The 15,190-nt window shown below is 58.7% G+C and carries 13 protein-coding genes and 2 pseudogenes; 10 read left to right on the top strand and 5 right to left on the bottom strand.

Annotated elements, in window-relative coordinates:
- Window positions 1-13: 13 nt before the first annotated feature.
- A complete protein-coding gene (locus tag EV130_RS02400; protein WP_074063901.1) occupies window positions 14-1,336 on the bottom strand; it encodes an NAD(P)/FAD-dependent oxidoreductase in 1,323 nt (440 codons plus the stop codon).
- 345 nt (window positions 1,337-1,681) lie between these two features.
- Here EV130_RS02400 and EV130_RS02395 point away from each other — a divergent pair, with 345 nt between their 5' ends.
- The 3 genes and pseudogenes from EV130_RS02395 (at window position 1,682) to otnC (ending at window position 4,354) form a co-directional block, all read left to right on the top strand.
- Window positions 1,682-2,377 (top strand): aspartate/glutamate racemase family protein, encoded by a 696-nt coding sequence (locus tag EV130_RS02395; protein ID WP_074063900.1) that lies wholly within the window; start codon window positions 1,682-1,684, stop codon window positions 2,375-2,377.
- An 83-nt stretch (window positions 2,378-2,460) separates the two neighbouring features.
- Window positions 2,461-3,716, top strand: a pseudogene (otnK, locus tag EV130_RS02390) (3-oxo-tetronate kinase).
- Complete coding sequence (gene otnC / locus EV130_RS02385; protein WP_074063899.1) at window positions 3,713-4,354, top strand: 3-oxo-tetronate 4-phosphate decarboxylase; 642 nt, start codon at window positions 3,713-3,715, stop codon at window positions 4,352-4,354. The pseudogene otnK and the gene otnC overlap by 4 nt, the downstream one beginning before the upstream one ends.
- 971 nt (window positions 4,355-5,325) lie before the next feature.
- On the opposite strand, the gene EV130_RS02375 is transcribed toward otnC, so the two are convergent.
- The 3 genes and pseudogenes from EV130_RS02375 to EV130_RS02365 form a co-directional block, all read right to left on the bottom strand.
- Window positions 5,326-6,291: a helix-turn-helix domain-containing protein gene (locus EV130_RS02375; RefSeq protein WP_132659146.1), complete on the bottom strand. Its 966-nt coding sequence runs from the start codon at window positions 6,289-6,291 to the stop codon at window positions 5,326-5,328.
- A gap of 620 nt (window positions 6,292-6,911) precedes the next feature.
- A pseudogene (locus EV130_RS02370) lies at window positions 6,912-7,399 on the bottom strand (transposase); the annotation flags it as partial.
- A 95-nt stretch (window positions 7,400-7,494) separates the two neighbouring features.
- Window positions 7,495-8,013 (bottom strand): GNAT family N-acetyltransferase, encoded by a 519-nt coding sequence (locus tag EV130_RS02365; RefSeq protein ID WP_165918475.1) that lies wholly within the window; start codon window positions 8,011-8,013, stop codon window positions 7,495-7,497.
- 228 nt (window positions 8,014-8,241) lie between these two features.
- Here EV130_RS02365 and EV130_RS33815 point away from each other — a divergent pair, with 228 nt between their 5' ends.
- The 7 genes from EV130_RS33815 to EV130_RS33125 all read left to right on the top strand — a co-directional run bounded on the left by EV130_RS33815 (window position 8,242) and on the right by EV130_RS33125 (window position 13,371).
- Complete coding sequence (locus EV130_RS33815; RefSeq protein ID WP_257788708.1) at window positions 8,242-8,373, top strand: hypothetical protein; 132 nt, start codon at window positions 8,242-8,244, stop codon at window positions 8,371-8,373.
- 158 nt (window positions 8,374-8,531) lie between these two features.
- A complete protein-coding gene (locus EV130_RS02360) occupies window positions 8,532-8,792 on the top strand; it encodes a hypothetical protein (protein ID WP_074063895.1) in 261 nt (86 codons plus the stop codon).
- Window positions 8,793-9,115: 323 nt separating this feature from the next.
- Entirely contained in the window at window positions 9,116-9,661 is a 546-nt protein-coding gene (locus tag EV130_RS02355; RefSeq protein ID WP_074063894.1) for a DUF1269 domain-containing protein, read from the top strand.
- A gap of 109 nt (window positions 9,662-9,770) precedes the next feature.
- Window positions 9,771-10,796 carry an extracellular catalytic domain type 1 short-chain-length polyhydroxyalkanoate depolymerase gene (locus tag EV130_RS02350; RefSeq protein WP_132659144.1) on the top strand — a complete coding sequence of 342 codons (1,026 nt, stop codon included), beginning with the start codon at window positions 9,771-9,773 and terminating at the stop codon, window positions 10,794-10,796.
- A 1,087-nt stretch (window positions 10,797-11,883) separates the two neighbouring features.
- A complete protein-coding gene (locus EV130_RS02340; RefSeq protein WP_074063891.1) occupies window positions 11,884-12,852 on the top strand; it encodes a DMT family transporter in 969 nt (322 codons plus the stop codon).
- A complete protein-coding gene (locus EV130_RS33130) occupies window positions 12,845-13,003 on the top strand; it encodes a DUF945 domain-containing protein (protein ID WP_237358641.1) in 159 nt (52 codons plus the stop codon). The genes EV130_RS02340 and EV130_RS33130 overlap by 8 nt, the downstream gene beginning before the upstream one ends.
- Window positions 13,000-13,371 carry a DUF932 domain-containing protein gene (locus tag EV130_RS33125; RefSeq protein ID WP_245520004.1) on the top strand — a complete coding sequence of 124 codons (372 nt, stop codon included), beginning with the start codon at window positions 13,000-13,002 and terminating at the stop codon, window positions 13,369-13,371. Before EV130_RS33130 ends, EV130_RS33125 begins: the two co-directional genes overlap by 4 nt.
- 296 nt (window positions 13,372-13,667) lie before the next feature.
- Here the strand turns inward: EV130_RS33125 and EV130_RS02330 are convergent, their stop codons facing one another.
- Window positions 13,668-14,639 (bottom strand): antitoxin Xre/MbcA/ParS toxin-binding domain-containing protein, encoded by a 972-nt coding sequence (locus EV130_RS02330; RefSeq protein WP_207900847.1) that lies wholly within the window; start codon window positions 14,637-14,639, stop codon window positions 13,668-13,670.
- Window positions 14,640-15,190 lie beyond the last annotated feature (551 nt).

Genomic DNA, 15,190 nt, shown 5'->3' with positions numbered 1-15,190 from the left:
CAAAGCGGCCATCTCAAATTGCGCCCACCTTGACCTTCGAACCGTCGAGGAGGCGCGAGAGGCGGAAGGGGGTGGGGTCCACACAGGGGGTATCGTTGGCAACCAGGTCGGCGGCCAGGCGGCCGATGCCGGGCCCAAGCCCGAAGCCGTGACCGGAGCAACCCGCCGCCAGGTATAGGCCATTCACCCCCTCGGCCGGTGAGATGACCGGCACTGCATCAGGCGTAAAATCCACATAGGCTCCCCAACTGTCGGCGATTTCAATCCCCGCCAAGGCAGGAAACAGCTCTTTGACCCGCTTCAAGATAGAAGCCGCCGTCCGACGGTTCGGGGACGGATCGAGAATGCGCGTCTTCTCGAAGGGCGACGTCCCGCGCCCGTTCCAACCTCCGAAGGCTTCCGGCCCCCTGAAGAAGGACTCTCCGATCCCGAACTGCACAGCCTTCAGGCGCTTGACAAACATAGGCATGAACCAACGCGCATAACGAAGACCTTGTGGCGTTATGTCGAGCATCGCTCGGCCGCTGATCGCCAGCGTGTAGCTACCGTCCAGCCTGCGGGTCAACGCAACTTCCGGCGTATAGAGCGCCTCACCGAGATCGGCCGTGGGCTTGGTGCGAAGAGCGGTCTGACGCACGCTTGCTTGTGGAAACAGGATGCCGTGTTGGCGGCAAAACATCGAAGTCCAGGCACCGCCCGCGCAGAGGACGGCTTCTGTTCGGATCAAACCTTTCTCGGTAATCACCCCCGATACAGTCCCGTTTGTCAGATCAAGGCCTCGTGCAGCGCATTCCTGGTGGATTGTCGCGCCCCGTTTCCGAGCACCCTCGGCGATCGCGGGCGCTGCTATGGAAGGCTCACCCTTGCCATCATCGATGGAATGGACCCCGCCGAGCCAGCGGCGGCCGTTTGCCGGGATTGCCGTAGCTGCCTCTTTGGCGCTCAGCATACGGGTACTGACGTTGAAGCGCTGAGCTATCTCACGCCAGCTTTCCCATTCCGCCAGTTGCTTCGGATTGTCCGTCGCGTAGAGCAGACCGCACCGACGAAATCCGACGTCCTCGCCGATCTTCGACTCAAACTCACCCCAAAGCCGCAGGGCGACACCTGACAGAGGCAGTTCCCGCTCATCGCGGTTCTGTTGACGGCACCAACCCCAATTGCGGCTCGACTGCTCGCAGCCGACACGACCCTTTTCCACCAGCGCGACCGACAAGCCGCGCTCCGCGAGAAAGAACGCTGCCGTTGCCCCGATAATGCCGCCGCCGATGACGACAGCGTCCGCCTTCGCGGGGATTCCTTGATCGCTGGGAATTTGCTTGAGGAGTGGAGACATGAAGGCTGACCTGAACTGTTGCCGCACGCCGCGGCATGGCACGCTTCGGGCGGGAATAAACGGTTGGGTAGAGGTTCTCGGCATTGTGCGACCTCACCTGATCGCAAGGCTATCGCAGCCGGGACAGCATAGTGCGTCGACTGGCGAACCGCAGACGGCGGAAAATTCCGTTTCGGGCGAGGCATCAGTCAAAACTGCCGCGCCAGGCCGGATAGGCTGGGGACATCTTTAAAGCGATCTTTCGACCCATTCCGGCGCAAGCATGAGAGGCGTTGGGTGCAGTCAATCCTGCCGGCATGAATTCGAAGTGAAGAGTCGCACAAGCAGAAGCAGAGTCAGAAAGCCATGACGACCGACGTCAACGAGACCCCGAAGCTCGCGATGATCCATACGGTTCCCGGCATCATCCCGTCGTTCAACGAACTCGCGAGCCGCCATTTGCCGGACTGGCGGTCGTTCAATATGGTGGATGAGAGCTTGCTGGCGGATACGATCCGGGATGGCGCGCTGTCACGCCGGACGATGCGGCGGCTTTCGACCCACATCTGGTCGGCGGTGGATGCAGGGGCGTCGGCAGTAATAGTCACCTGTTCGTCGCTCGGCCCTGCCGTCGATGCGGCAATGTCCCTTTGCACGGTGCCGCTTTTCCGCGTGGATGATGGAATGGCAATCGAGGCGCTGCAGCGCGGCAACCGAATTGGTGTTCTGGCGACGCTGGCTACGACGCTGAGCCCCACGACCGGCTTGATTGAGCGCCATGCGGAAAGGATGGGGGTCAATATCTCGGTGACCAGTCGGCTTTGTGAGGGGGCCTTCGATAAATTGCGGAGCGGGGACAGGCCGGCGCATGATGCAATGATACGCGAAGGCTTGGCCTCTCTCGGCGACAGCGTCGATGTGGTTGTTCTTGCTCAGGCCTCGATGGCAAATGCGCTGAACGGGATCGGCGAGGCCGGCGTGCCGATACTGACCAGCCCCGAACTTGGTGTGATGCATATTGCAGCTGCCTTGAACGCCCGCACCCGTACCAGGGAAAACTAAGGGCGGAGGAATGAGTTGAACCTTGGATCGCCTGCACCGCACCTGATCCCATGATCTACGAGCGCTGCGGAGAGGAGTAGGACGTGCTTCTGGGAGTGATCGCCGACGATTTCACCGGCGCGAGCGATATTGCGAACACGATCGCAAGAGGCATCGGCCCCAAAGGCGGTTTGCGTACTGCGCAGTTTCTGGGCGTCCCTGGAACCGCGGCCTCCGGAGATATTGAAGCGGGGGTGGTCGCCTTGAAGAGCCGGACAATTCCGGTTGTCGATGCCATGGCGCAATCGCTCGCCGCCTTGAATTGGCTCTTGGCACAAGGCTGCCGACAGATCGTGTTCAAATACTGTTCGACCTTCGACTCCACGCGTGAGGATCGGACCCGTGGCCGAAGCGCTTGCATCAGCGCTCAATGTAAAGGGCGTCGTCGTATGTCCTGCCTTCCCGGGTGCCGGGCGCACCCTCTATATGGGGCACCTCTTCGTCCATGATCGGCTTCTCAGCGAATCCGGCATGCAGAACCATCCGCTTACACCTATGACCGATCCCGACATCCGCCGATGGCGGGGCTACCAGACCCGATCCTCCGTCGGACATGTCGCGCTGGATACGGTTCGCAAAGGTCCGGACGAAATCACTGCGGCGCTTGCCGAAACAGACCACAGGTTTGTCGTCGTCGATGCAACGTCGGACAAGGACTTGCTTGCAATCGGCGCGGCAATCGCCGACCACAGGCTTGTGACGGGCGGTTCGGGCATAGCGATCGGCCTGCCCGAGAATTTCATTCGACGCGGCTTCGCTTCGGGAAATTCCGGCACACGGATCGGAACGGACGGGCCTGAGGCGATCCTGGCCGGAAGCTGCTCGGGTGCCACCCGCCACCAGATCGAAGTCCACAAGCAAGACCACCCGACGCTTGCTATCGACGTCGACAAGGTGATGAGCGGCGAGACAAGCTGCGACGATGTCGTGGAATTCATGACGAAGAACCGCGAGCAAGCTCCGCTCGCCTATTCCTCCGGCACGCCTGAGGAGGTCCAAAAGATACAGAGGAGATACGGCCGCGAAGAGGTTGCAGCCAAGCTCGACGCCTTCTTTGCCGACACGGCCCGCAAACTGGTTCTTGCGGGCGTGACGCGGTTGGTTGTTGCCGGGGGCGAAACGTCAGGTGCGGTCGCATCGGCGCTCGATCTCGGCGCTGACCATAGGACAGGAAATCGATCCGGGCGTGCCGGTCCTTCTTTCGCAACGGGAAAAGCCGATCGCCCTGGCGTTAAAGTCAGGCAACTTTGGCTCTCATGACTTCGTCGTCAAAGCGCTGGAAAGGTTGAAGGGGATATGAGCTCGAAAGAGAGGGAAGTCCGCGAGGATATCGTGCGCCTATCGCGCTCGCTCTATCAACGCGGCTTTTCGGTCGGATCAGCAGGCAATATCAGCGCGGCCGTTGACGACGGCATCCTCATCACTCCCACGAATTCGTGTCTGGGTTTTCTTGATCCCGAAAGGATCAGCAAGATCAGTCATGATGGACGCCACCAGTCAGGCGACCGAGCGTCGAAGGAAGTGTTTCTGCACAAGGCTTTTTATGAGACCAGGCCCGGCACGGGGGCCGTGGTCCACCTTCATTCAACCTTTGCAACGGCCCTTTCCTGTCTTGTCGACATTGATCCGGATGATTGTGTGCCAGCATTGACGCCGTATGTCGTCATGCGCGTCGGCAAGGTCAAGCTCCTGGATTATGTGCGGCCGGGCGACGAGAAGGCGGGGGACTTGATCCGCGCGCTCGGCGGCAAACATGCCGCCGTGCTGCTTGCAAACCATGGTCCCGTGGTCACCGGAAAAGACATCTCCTCGGCCGTCTATGCCGCTGAGGAACTTGAAGAGACCGCAAAACTCCTCGTTATGCTACGGGGCCTGCCAAGGCGCCTGCTTTCGGACGATAACGTGGCTGAGCTCAGGTCCGTTTTCGGGGAGCGGTAGTTGCGCCAACGTCGTGTTGGGTCGTCAAGGGGCGAGTGATCTGAAAGCCGAAGCTAATCGCCCCAATTTGAAGGCGCATTAGCGCCGGAGCACGACTCCCGATGTCCCCTATTGGCGCATTCTTGCCATCAATGTCGTAGCGGCATTTTTCGGAAAGCCCAATCGAGCTTGGTCAATGTGCGAGGAAAACACCGCCTACGGTTTTGGTCGGGTCGACTGGCGCGCTCACGCGAGGAGGTATCATGCCACGAGGGAAGCAGAAGCCACGCCGCGCATTCGCCCTGCCGGAGATCGAGGTCGGTGACTGGCATGGGGAGTTCGCTGGTCCCCCCTCAGGAACATCGGTCAGCATATACAGCCGGGTCCGCCCATCATGGTCGTAGAGTTTACCTACTTGATCCTCGGAGCGGTGGTCATTTCGCCGATCAGCAAGTTCCAATGGCCAGCAGCGGTCTCCTTCTGGGTCCGAACGCCGTTAACACCCGAAAGAGTCGAAGCGGGCCTTATGTTTAAATCCGATGAAATTCCGTCTGTGCATGTCAGCTTCGAAGTCACGCGGCAGCAGTTCACCGAGACCTGCTGGCTATTCAGAGAGAAATTGCTAAAGGATTTTCATTTCCGAATTGGGCCTGGGACAGATGATCATTGGCCGCTGGAGAGCTGGGGAGCTAGTTTTCTGCTTTGATTGACCGCGATGGCAGATGCCTCGCCAAAGAAGTCGCCGTGAGCCCCATGCCAAACCGACATACTCATGCGTTAGCGTCGTTCCCGTTCCCATTCGCCATGTGAGAGAAAAAACCAATGCGTGAGGACGACCGGATATGGCATGTACGAGATTTGGTGAAGGAGCACGTTTCAAGCCCATCGCTGCGGCACATTCGGGACCCAGCTGCAATACTTTCGACCTCGCGTCGGATTCTGAAGAAAATCGATCGCGTCACCGGAATTTGGCAGACGTTAACCGGCTGAATTTATTTGGTCGGAGCCTCGGTGCTCAACAGCGTACGGACTAGCGCGGCCTGGCTTCGCACGCCGGTCTTGTCGAAGATGCGCTGTAACTGGGTACGCAGCGTGTTGACGCTGACCTGGAGCACATCGGAGGCCGCTGCGAGTTCCAGGCCATCGACGATCAGACGCGCAAGTCGGGTCTGTGCTGGTGAGAGGTTGAAGACCTCCCGCGCACAAGCGATCCGGCGTTCGATCGTCTCAGCGTCGTCGAAGGAGATCAGCACCCTGCCATCCTCGAGCAGGACCCAGCAGTAGAGCGACACTCCCGCAGCATCCTCGCCGAGCTTCACGGCCCAGGCCTGTTTCGGCACGACGTTCAATGGGCGCTGGCTCTGCAACTCGTAGAAAGCCGAGCGCACTGCGTCACGCAACCCAGCGTCGCGTTCACGCCGCCGGGCGCGCAGCCTTCCGGCGGCGGCGGCCAGGCCCGGATGGCCGAGCATGCGCTCCCGCGCAAGCCGGTTCGTCCAAAGAATCTGCACGTCTGCGTCGACTTCTATCAGCGGGCAGCTCGCCTCCTCAACAGTGCACTCCATCACCACTGCACAGCCAATCTTCCAGACGCCGTCAATCCGGTGAAGAATCCGAAGCTGGCGCTTGCGATCCTCGCCAGTGTCGCTGCCGATCTGGTCGAAAGTCACCCAAGCCATGTCCCGGTCGATGACGACGTTGACCTTTTCCCAGCGGACGCGGCCCGCAAAGGTATGTTTCTCCGGAAATCTCTCCACGATTTTCTTGATCCGTGCAGCGATCGCAACCCAGCCTTCGTCCACCCGCACGCCGAGCGAAACCCAAGCTTCCATGCGTCGGGTCTGGGGCGATTGCACCCAATGGTCCGCCCATGCTTCGAAGTCCCGCTGCAACCAGGCATCGGTCTCGGCGCGGATCACTCCCAGGATCGCCGCCGGGTCAGCCTCGCTGTCTTCCATCTCGCGGCCTCCTATGGCAACGGATCGCAATATAGCATGGCTGGCTCACTAGGACATGGTAGCGCCTCTTGTCCGGATAAGCCGACCAGAAGCAGGATCATTCCGGCGGTTACGGCGATCGGCGCGAGCAGCCGGACGCTCGGACGTAACAGGATGGACTTATCGCCGTAGTATTGGTCCTCGGCAGCGGCGCTCATCCGTGGGGGATGGCGACGGCAGCGCATATGCGCGGCGACGAGAATGTGAAAGTCCATTTGCTGCCTCCCGGTTCGGGCTACATCTGGCGCATCCTCGCACGTATTCGGGCCGTGCTCTGTCATGCAAGCGGATGACATCGGGCTCGGCTCCTGGCTAGTAGCTGGCAAAGAGCCGAGGACGGCATGTGGACGATCTGGCGAATAGATCGCCTGGGAAGATTGCTGTGGTGGGATGTTTCGTAAGCATTGAGATCGATGATTCTGGTAGTTGCGTCCACAGATGAACGACCGAACGCTGAATCGCACCAGAGTTGCCGTTAAAGATACTCCCGAAGCGTAGTGGCATTTGCTACCGAATTCCGGAATTATGCGGTGAAGTAGCGCGTGGCCGAAGACGCAGTCGGCATCGTCTTTGACTTCCCATTCCGCGCCGGGCACGGAGCGCTGCTTGTTGGCGTCCGCCGCGATCAAGCTGACATCAACGGCAAATCCTTCCGCGCCCACAAGCCCTTGAGCAAGGCAGCGCTCCACCATTGTCTCGAACATGTGCCGCAGGATGCCGCTTTGCCGGAACCGGCCATGACGGTTCTTCGAGAAGCTGGAATGATCCGGTACCTTTCCGTCCAGGCCAAGGCGGCAAAACCATCGGTATGCGAGATTCAGATGGACCTCCTCGCAAAGTCGCCGTTCCGACGGATACCCATGCTGTAGCCGATGATCAGCATTCGCATCATCAGCTCAGGATCAACTGAGGGCCGACCAGTGTTGCTATAGAAAGGCTTCAACTGTGCTCGAACGCTATCGAGATCGAGGTGACGGTCGATCCCGCGCAGCAGATGGTCTGCAGGGACATGATCATCGAGGCAGAAATCGTAGAAGAGCTGCGCCGGAACCACCTGACATCCCATCATTCGCCTGATTCCCTGCAAATCACTCAGAGGATTGAATCACGCGGCCCAAGCAGAGTTTTTCAACAATATCGGCCCTCTGCGGACATCAGCTTTCGTTATCCCGTTGTCGCTCTGTCTTTGGGAGACCAGCCTTCCCTTGTGGTGACATAGACGAGATTTTTTTGGGCGTTTTCAGATACCCGAGGGATTGCACCGATTCTTTTTGCGACGGCGATGGAGGCATAATTTTCAGGATGAATGATGTGGACTGCTTCCATCCAACCAAGCTCTTCAAACGCCCAAATTAAGCAGCGAGTTGCCGCCTCAGTGGCGTATCCTCTGCCCCAAACGTCGCGACTGAACGCCCAGCCAATCTCAGGGCCTACCCATCCGGGAGGGAACCACGCGCCCGCGCGGCCTATCCAACGACCCGTCGCCTTCTCGATTACCGAGAAATTGCTATACCCCTGAACGCTCCAAGCCCCTGCGAAAAGGCATAGATTGCGCCACGCACCTGTAGCATCTTGCGGGCCGCCGATGAATCTAGTGACCTCAGCCTCGGAGAGAAACACGGTCCAAGCAGGGAGATCAACCGCGCTGGGATGCCGCAACAGAAGACGCTCTGTTTCTATCATTTTGTCGCCTTTGGGAGTTGCCGTGAACGACCGCATACCGCCGCTACAAGACATAACGATGACCGCTCATGGCGTCGCATAGTTGCCGCCTCCATCATACTGCGATCAGTAAAATGTAGCGTATGATTTCGGTCAAGGTGCGAGCGGCACGCCGCTTACGATTAACAACTAACTCCACGCCGTGAACAATAAAACGGGTCCCGCGTTTGAAGGGAAAAGGAGCTCTTGATGTCGTACGGATCGCTGAGTGCTCTTGGTGACACCTGGTGCCGGTACAGCCCGGAAACCGAGACCCCCGAGGCCGCTCATGACCTGGTGGACCAGTACCTCGCCTTCGCCGAGGAAGCGCATGCGAAATGACATTATCGATGAAATCGAGCCGCCCGTCCCGAAGCCTATCTTGCCGATCAGCCTCGGCGCGTTTTATCGCCGCGCCTTTAGGCCATGCATTGATATGAAGTCGGTTCGAATGGCTAACAGAGCTGAGAAGTAGACTGCTTTACTAAAGGGTGGAGGCAATGATGGAGCAAGAGAACAGCGCGGCCGATTTCGCCCAATCCATTGAGAAGTGGACAGACGACGAGATATTTGAACTCCTGGCGAAGCTCGAAATCGACAGCGAGAGCGTTTCGGCAAGTGGAGAGTTGGAGCCCGAAATTCAGGCAAAGATCAATATCGTGGAAACCGAGATCGAAGCGCGCTTTCCGGGCCAACTCCTCGCGCCGTTCAAAAAATGGAAGCAAGATCGGCTCGGAGGCAGCAGCGCGACAGCAGAATGAAATTCTGCAACATTTTCTTCGATCGCGATGCAATACCAGCTTTGTGACCTCCTGAGCGCAAACCGAGGCGCCGCTCCAGTTCCACGTTTCCTGAAAAATCCTCACCTTCATCTGGACCAGCCTTTACCGACTGAACCGCAAGGTTCTGCGCGGGAATTCCCGAGGACGAACTCGATGACGAAGGCGACGGATATTGTGCTGACTCGACGGGTGTGTTGGCTCGACCGGAGCGCGCGGAAATCACGGATCAGCTCAGGATTTGCTCATGGACGAAACCTATTTGGCTTCTATGTCTTTTCGAGATACCAACGCGGAGAAACTCGATGTCAGAACTCGTGGTGCTCGGTTTCGATACCGCCGACAAGGCGGACTCCATTCTCAACCGGCTTGTCCAACTCGAGAAGGAATACCTCGTCGATCTGGAAGACGCCGTCGTCGCAGTCCGCGACAGCTCGGGCAAGGTCCGCCTGAAGCAAAGCCTCAATCTTACAGCGGCCGGCGCGGCAAGCGGCGGCGTTTCTGGTGCCCTGTGGGGATCGCTGGTCGGTCTCCTGTTCCTTAACCCGCTGGCGGGCATGGTCCTCGGTGGCGCCTTCGGCGCCGGATCGGGCGCGCTTGCCGGTTCAATAACCGACTATGGGATCGATGACGACCTCGTCAAGCGGCTGGCCGAAGCGATTCCGGCCGATAGCTCGGCGCTGTTCCTTCTCATCCGGAAGGCGCAACCCGAGAAGGTGCTGGAAGCATTCAAGGGTGAGCAGGCCAAGGTCTTGCGCTCCTCGCTGTCTCCGGAGCAAGAGGAGCGCCTAAGTCGGGCGCTCGCTGCCGAACCGCTCGTCCCACCTGCTCCGCCTTCGTCCAACGTCTGATGGCTGCTGGACCACTGCGAATAGCGTGAGAAATTTGAAAACTTGTCTGTCGATGGTTGCCTTTGGCTACGGGAGAAGCATCGAAGACCTCGTGGTAAGGACGTAGCCGGTGAAGGTGCGATTTGCGAAGTCTTTCTCACGACTATTGAACACTCAAAGGAAACTTCAGAGCCTTTTCGAAAAGGCTTGGAAAAGTTCGCAGACGAAAACGAGATCCACCTCGAGAATCTCGAAAGGCGGCGCAAATCCGGTCCTTAGGGAGGTAGTCGGCTTCGGCAGCAACCCCGGACGCCTTGCAATGAAGCTTTATCTTCCTAAGCGGTTGCCAGCAAAGCCGCCGCTCGTCGTGATCCTTCATGGGTGCCGGCAGACGCCTGAAAGCCTCGACGCTGCAAGCGGATTTTCAAGGCTCGCTGCCCAGCGCGGATTTGTTCTACTTTGTCCGCAACAGAAGAATGCCAACAACGCCTATGGCTGCTTCAACTGGTTTCGGCCAAGCTCAGTGGCGCGCGACCGTGGCGAACTCATGTCTGTCCGGCAGATGATCGAACATGCAATTGACCGCCACCGGATCGATCGGTCCCGGATCTACATTGCGGGGTTATCTGCAGGGGGATCAATGACATCGGCCCTTATCGCAACATATCCCGGCCTGTTTGCCGGTGGCGCCATCGTCGCCGGAATGCCCTTTGGAACCGCAAGGGACGCAGTATCCGCTTTGCGGGCGATGAAATCCGGCACCTCGCCTCCACCTGAAGGATGGGGCAGCCCAGTCAAAGCGGTTTCTCCTGCGCAGAGCGTTTGGCCCCCGGTCTCCATATGGCAAGGAACAGAAGATCGCGTGGTGAAGTCCGTTAACGCAAAGGCATGCGTTGATCAATGGCTCGAGATTAACGGCATTCCGGAAGATACGCGCCGCACGGGCGTCCAGCCATGGGGTACGCTTATCCGGTGGAAACAAGACGGACGTTTTCGGGTGTCGCTCTACATGTTACAGGGGTTTGGCCATGGGCTTCCAGTGCGAGATCTCGGGAAAGGCCGAGGACGAAAGCTCGATCCCTATGTCCTTGACGCGGGTATATCTGCTCCAGTCGAGCTCATGCGTCTCTGGGGTTTGAAACGGTTCGCTCCTTGAACATGCCCAATGCCTTCTTGTTTGTAGGCCAGATGGAGTGGCTGCCGGCCTAACGGGATCTGAATGGCTCTTACAAGCTAAAGGCGGTGCGGAGCGTAACCATGCGCCTTCCTCGCGCCCCATTTCGACTTTCGCTCTTAGTTAATCTCGCACTTCTGGCGATGCGCGTGGGTTTTCTAGATGGACATGTTTCGCCTGGCCATCGCGTCAACCCTCTCAGCCGGCGGACGGTCGCGCGGAGGAACGAATTCATGGATGCGCATCTACAGAGCGACATATCGCTGCGCGATCTTGCGGCTGTCGCCAGTTTGCGCTTGCCACATAAGCCGGCAAAAGTATGCAGCGGCTCTCCGACAACGACATGAATGAAACCGATAGTCTGAAGCTGTCGCTTGAATCGAGTTCAAACCGGTGGCATTTCCCTAGTCTGCGTGAAAAGGTCATAGCAGGAACAAAATGAAATATGTTTCGGTATTCGTTTTAACATTCATGTCGATTTGTTTTGGATGGTTATTTTATGAAAGGTACTGGAAGTTTCGGGGTTGCATATCGCAAGCGTTATCCAGCTGCCTCACTCCCGACGGCGACAATCTAACGCAAGGCGGCTCTCTGTGGGCTGGTGTTGCAGGGTTGTTGTTGTTGCTTGCAATCATCTCAGCCTGGCGCGTTTTCCGGGCCCGGGATCGTGACCAATAGCTGTAGCTGCGTGCATTCGTTCGCAAGCAACCAGGCGGGTGGTTGTAGGCGATGCACGTAAGAACGTCGCGGTTGGCACCTCCGGATCTAGAGCATAGCAAGCTGCTTGCTTTGAAGCGCTGTGACTATGCGCGCCCATGACTGACCCGAAGCAGCGATCAATGATCGAGAGGGTGCATCATTGCGAGCGGGCCCGCCAGTTTGCCTTTCAACATGGTCGGCGACGCCGAACCGCTCCAAGATCCGAAGGGTAGCATCGAGAGGGTGGCTCTCATTTTCACAGAGTACCGGCTAGGTCTCGCGGCCGGTAACTTGCATCCATTCGATCAACCGAGGCCATCGGCGTCACGGGAATCACCGGTTCAGTGGCGCGACGTCAAAGGTGAATATCATGGACAGACTCTTCTTTGTTGGCGTGTCAGCTGCTCTGTTTGCGGCCTTTGCCTTTTCGCTCAACTTCATCGTGCCCTTCATCATAGGCGACTATTCCAACTTTGATTTTGCGCTCATCCGTCATGTCGTCTCAGCGCTCGTCGGTCTTTACATTCTGTTTTCGCAAAATGGCGTCATGCGCCATCTCACGCTTCGCAACTGTTTGCAGGCAATCTGGCTCGCTTTCATCGGATATGTCGGCTACTTTCTTACGGTGACGGGAGCGGCGGTCTTTGCCGGCCCGGTCATCGCTCCGGCCTTTCTCGGCCTGGTGCCGATCGTCTTGATGGTCATAGGAAACCAGCGCCAGGGGTCATTGCCATGGCGGTCGCTCATGATGCCGTTGGCGCTGGTGATGGTCGGCCTTGCTCTGGTCAATGGCGCAGCATTCACCACCGAGGGACTGAACTCGGTTCGATCATTGTGGATCGGCGTGCCGCTGGCGCTCGCGGCGGTGGGACTTTGGTGCTGGTTCGCGCTTGCCAATCAGGCTGCGCTCGCCACCCGACCGGAAATGCCCTCAGGCGTGTGGTCGGCGCTGATACTGGTCGGCGGTGGCGTCTTGGTTCTGGCCTTCTATCCCGTCGGTGCCGCTATGGATCTCTTCCAGCTTCCGACATTGGGATTTTCTTGGAGCTCCGCGGGCAATCTGTATTTTTGGGGCGCATCTTTCGCGCTGCTGGCAACCGTGGGCGGCGTCTGGACCTGGAACATCGCATCACGGAGCCTGCCTGTTGCGTTGGCCGCGCAATTGATCGTTTCGGAAACCGCCTTTGGCGTTATCGGAGGACTTATCGTTCATGCCCGTTGGCCAACCCCGATCGAAGTCGGAGGAGTGGTTGTCCTGATCGCGGGCGTCGTTCTGTCAGTGCGGATTTTCTATGATCGTCAATTCGCATCGGCAAAGGCAGTATTGGCGCATGAGTAATCTGATCCGCCTGCGCCGCATCAATGACGGCAAGGTCTACAATGTCGGAGACACGGTTTGCGAAATCCTGCTGAAAAATGCCAATGACGGGACGAGCGCCTATGAGCTTATGGCCGGGCTTTCCGTGTTCGTTGCCTCAATTCCTTGGTGACACAGACCGGCACCATCGACGCAATCAGAGTTCGCCATTCCGGCGATGTGCAGCACAAGGTCATCGAAGGCACCTATCGTGTTCTCGGCGAGGCCGAACGCACCCTCGCCGCTCCGCAGGATTGGTCGACCTTGCGGCTGAATCATGAGGAAGCCGATATTCTCGCAGACGCCGCCCATGTCCTGCGCTTCGGAGACAACGAAGGCGAGACGACCACGCCGATCAAGGCGCAACAGTTACTTATCCCCCGCCGCCACGACGACCGCGCCAATGATCTCTGGACCATCTGGAACGTGGTACAGGAAAACGCCATCAAAGGCGGGTTGCGTGGCGTAGCACGCGACGATCTCGGCAGGCCGCGCGTGTGACTTCCCGCGCCGTGAACGGCATCGATCAGGATATCAAGCTCAACAAAGCCCTTTGGCTCCTCGGCGAAAGGATGGCGGCGCTGAAGGCGTGAGCGGGCAAGCGCATGCGCCGCCGCAAGAGGCGGCGCGACGCGCCCGCGCTCAGTCCCACTTTGTGTTTGCAAGATCATGAGCCTTGGCCACCCGATGCTTGCCGTTTGCCTGTCCCTCACCGCTATCCAAGCGGCGCGTGCCAGGACGAGGGATGCCCCGAAGCCCCATCCCTCGCACTCCCTTCCCACTCGTGAAATTCAGGATTAAGAGGACAAATCGTCCTGATCACCGGCCTTGTCGAGCTGGTTGCGTATATAAGCTTCGATGTAGTCGAAGACCTCGACCGCGCCGGCATCCGTCTCGATCAGATCGATCGGGCGACGGCCGCCGAGATGCGCGCTCTCTCGGCGCGCCCATTTCAGGACTTCGCCTTCGGTGCGCAGCACCGGGCGGGCCATCTCCAGCATCCTCGCGAGATGATGCGGTTTCGCATACCATGAGTGCGGTTTGACGCTGGCGCGCCGACGCCCGGGGACGACATCCGGCAATTGCGACGTCCGCAGCTCGTCATCGGAGATATGCCGTCTGACCCAATGGGCCAGCTTCGCCAGCGACACGTTCGCCTCGCGTTCGAGATCCCCGCCCGCGCCGACTTTGCGTGTCGGGATCACCAAGTCGCGGACGATATGCGGGCAACGCGCCTGCAACATTTCCAACGCCGGCGTAAGGTCGGTATCGTTGGTGACGAGCACAACCTGGTCGATGTCGCCGCTTAAGGCGTCGTCGTAGAGATGAAGCGCCAGATTCACATCCGATTGCTTCTCCTCGAGCTTCCAGACCTGGATCTTGTCGCAATCACGTGGCCAGCGCTTCGGATCGTCGGCTGGAACGATATGCTGGTTGGCCTTGTAGAGCGAATAATGGCCCATCACGAAGGAGAGCCTGCCACCGCAATGTGTCGTCAGGGCGTTGTGATATTGGGCCTGAGAAGACACCGAGTCTTCGCCCTTGGCCGCGCTTTCGATGATCTTGGCCGTGAAATACTTGATTGCGCAGTCCGGATGCAGGGTCATCGTTGCCGGTTCGGCGTCCGGTCTTGGCCGATAGAGGATCGACGGTAGAATTTGCGTTTCGAACAGGGAGAGAACGTCGAGCCACTTGAAGGCCGTCTTGCGCAGGCAACCATAATAGAGATTGTAGCCGTCGATGTAGACACGTGTTCGTAACCCCGGCACTCCTACCCCCAGACATAAAAAAACCGGCTTGCGCCGGCTTTTTACCCCAACCGCCCGGAGCCCATGTCTCTCAGGATGCTGGGTTAGTTGTTACTCTCAACATAGTGTCGAGTGGTCCTCTAGTCAACCTATATTGACGGCCACCGACGCGCTGAAACAGGTGATTTCGCCGTGATTTCACCTTAAATAGGCATTCCTCGGGGAATCTGCAACGGAATGACACGGCCCGCGGCGGGCATTGAATCAGGAGAAGGGCCACCGCCCGTACGGTCGGCCGCGCTCTATGCCGATGGCACGGAGCCAGCCTTCGGCCGTCTCCGCCGATACCGGTAAAGATCGCTTGTCCAGCGGCTGCTCACGCATCAGGTGTCGAGGCCGGCGGGGCAAAGGGGAAATTTGACGAATACCGCTCGTAGGGTGCGCGGCAGTCATAAGATGGGCGAGATAATGTGCCGGTAAACTAGCCCAAAGGTATTAGTGCGGTTCCTGACAAAAAATCGGCCCTGCCGACGGGGTGTGTTCAGCGCAGGGCCAAGTCGCCGGCTGGATGC

It is taken from the genome of Rhizobium azibense (assembly GCF_004342325.1).
Taxonomy (GTDB): Bacteria; Pseudomonadota; Alphaproteobacteria; order Rhizobiales; family Rhizobiaceae; genus Rhizobium; species Rhizobium etli_B.
This window is presented reverse-complemented; position numbering and strand designations above follow the sequence as displayed.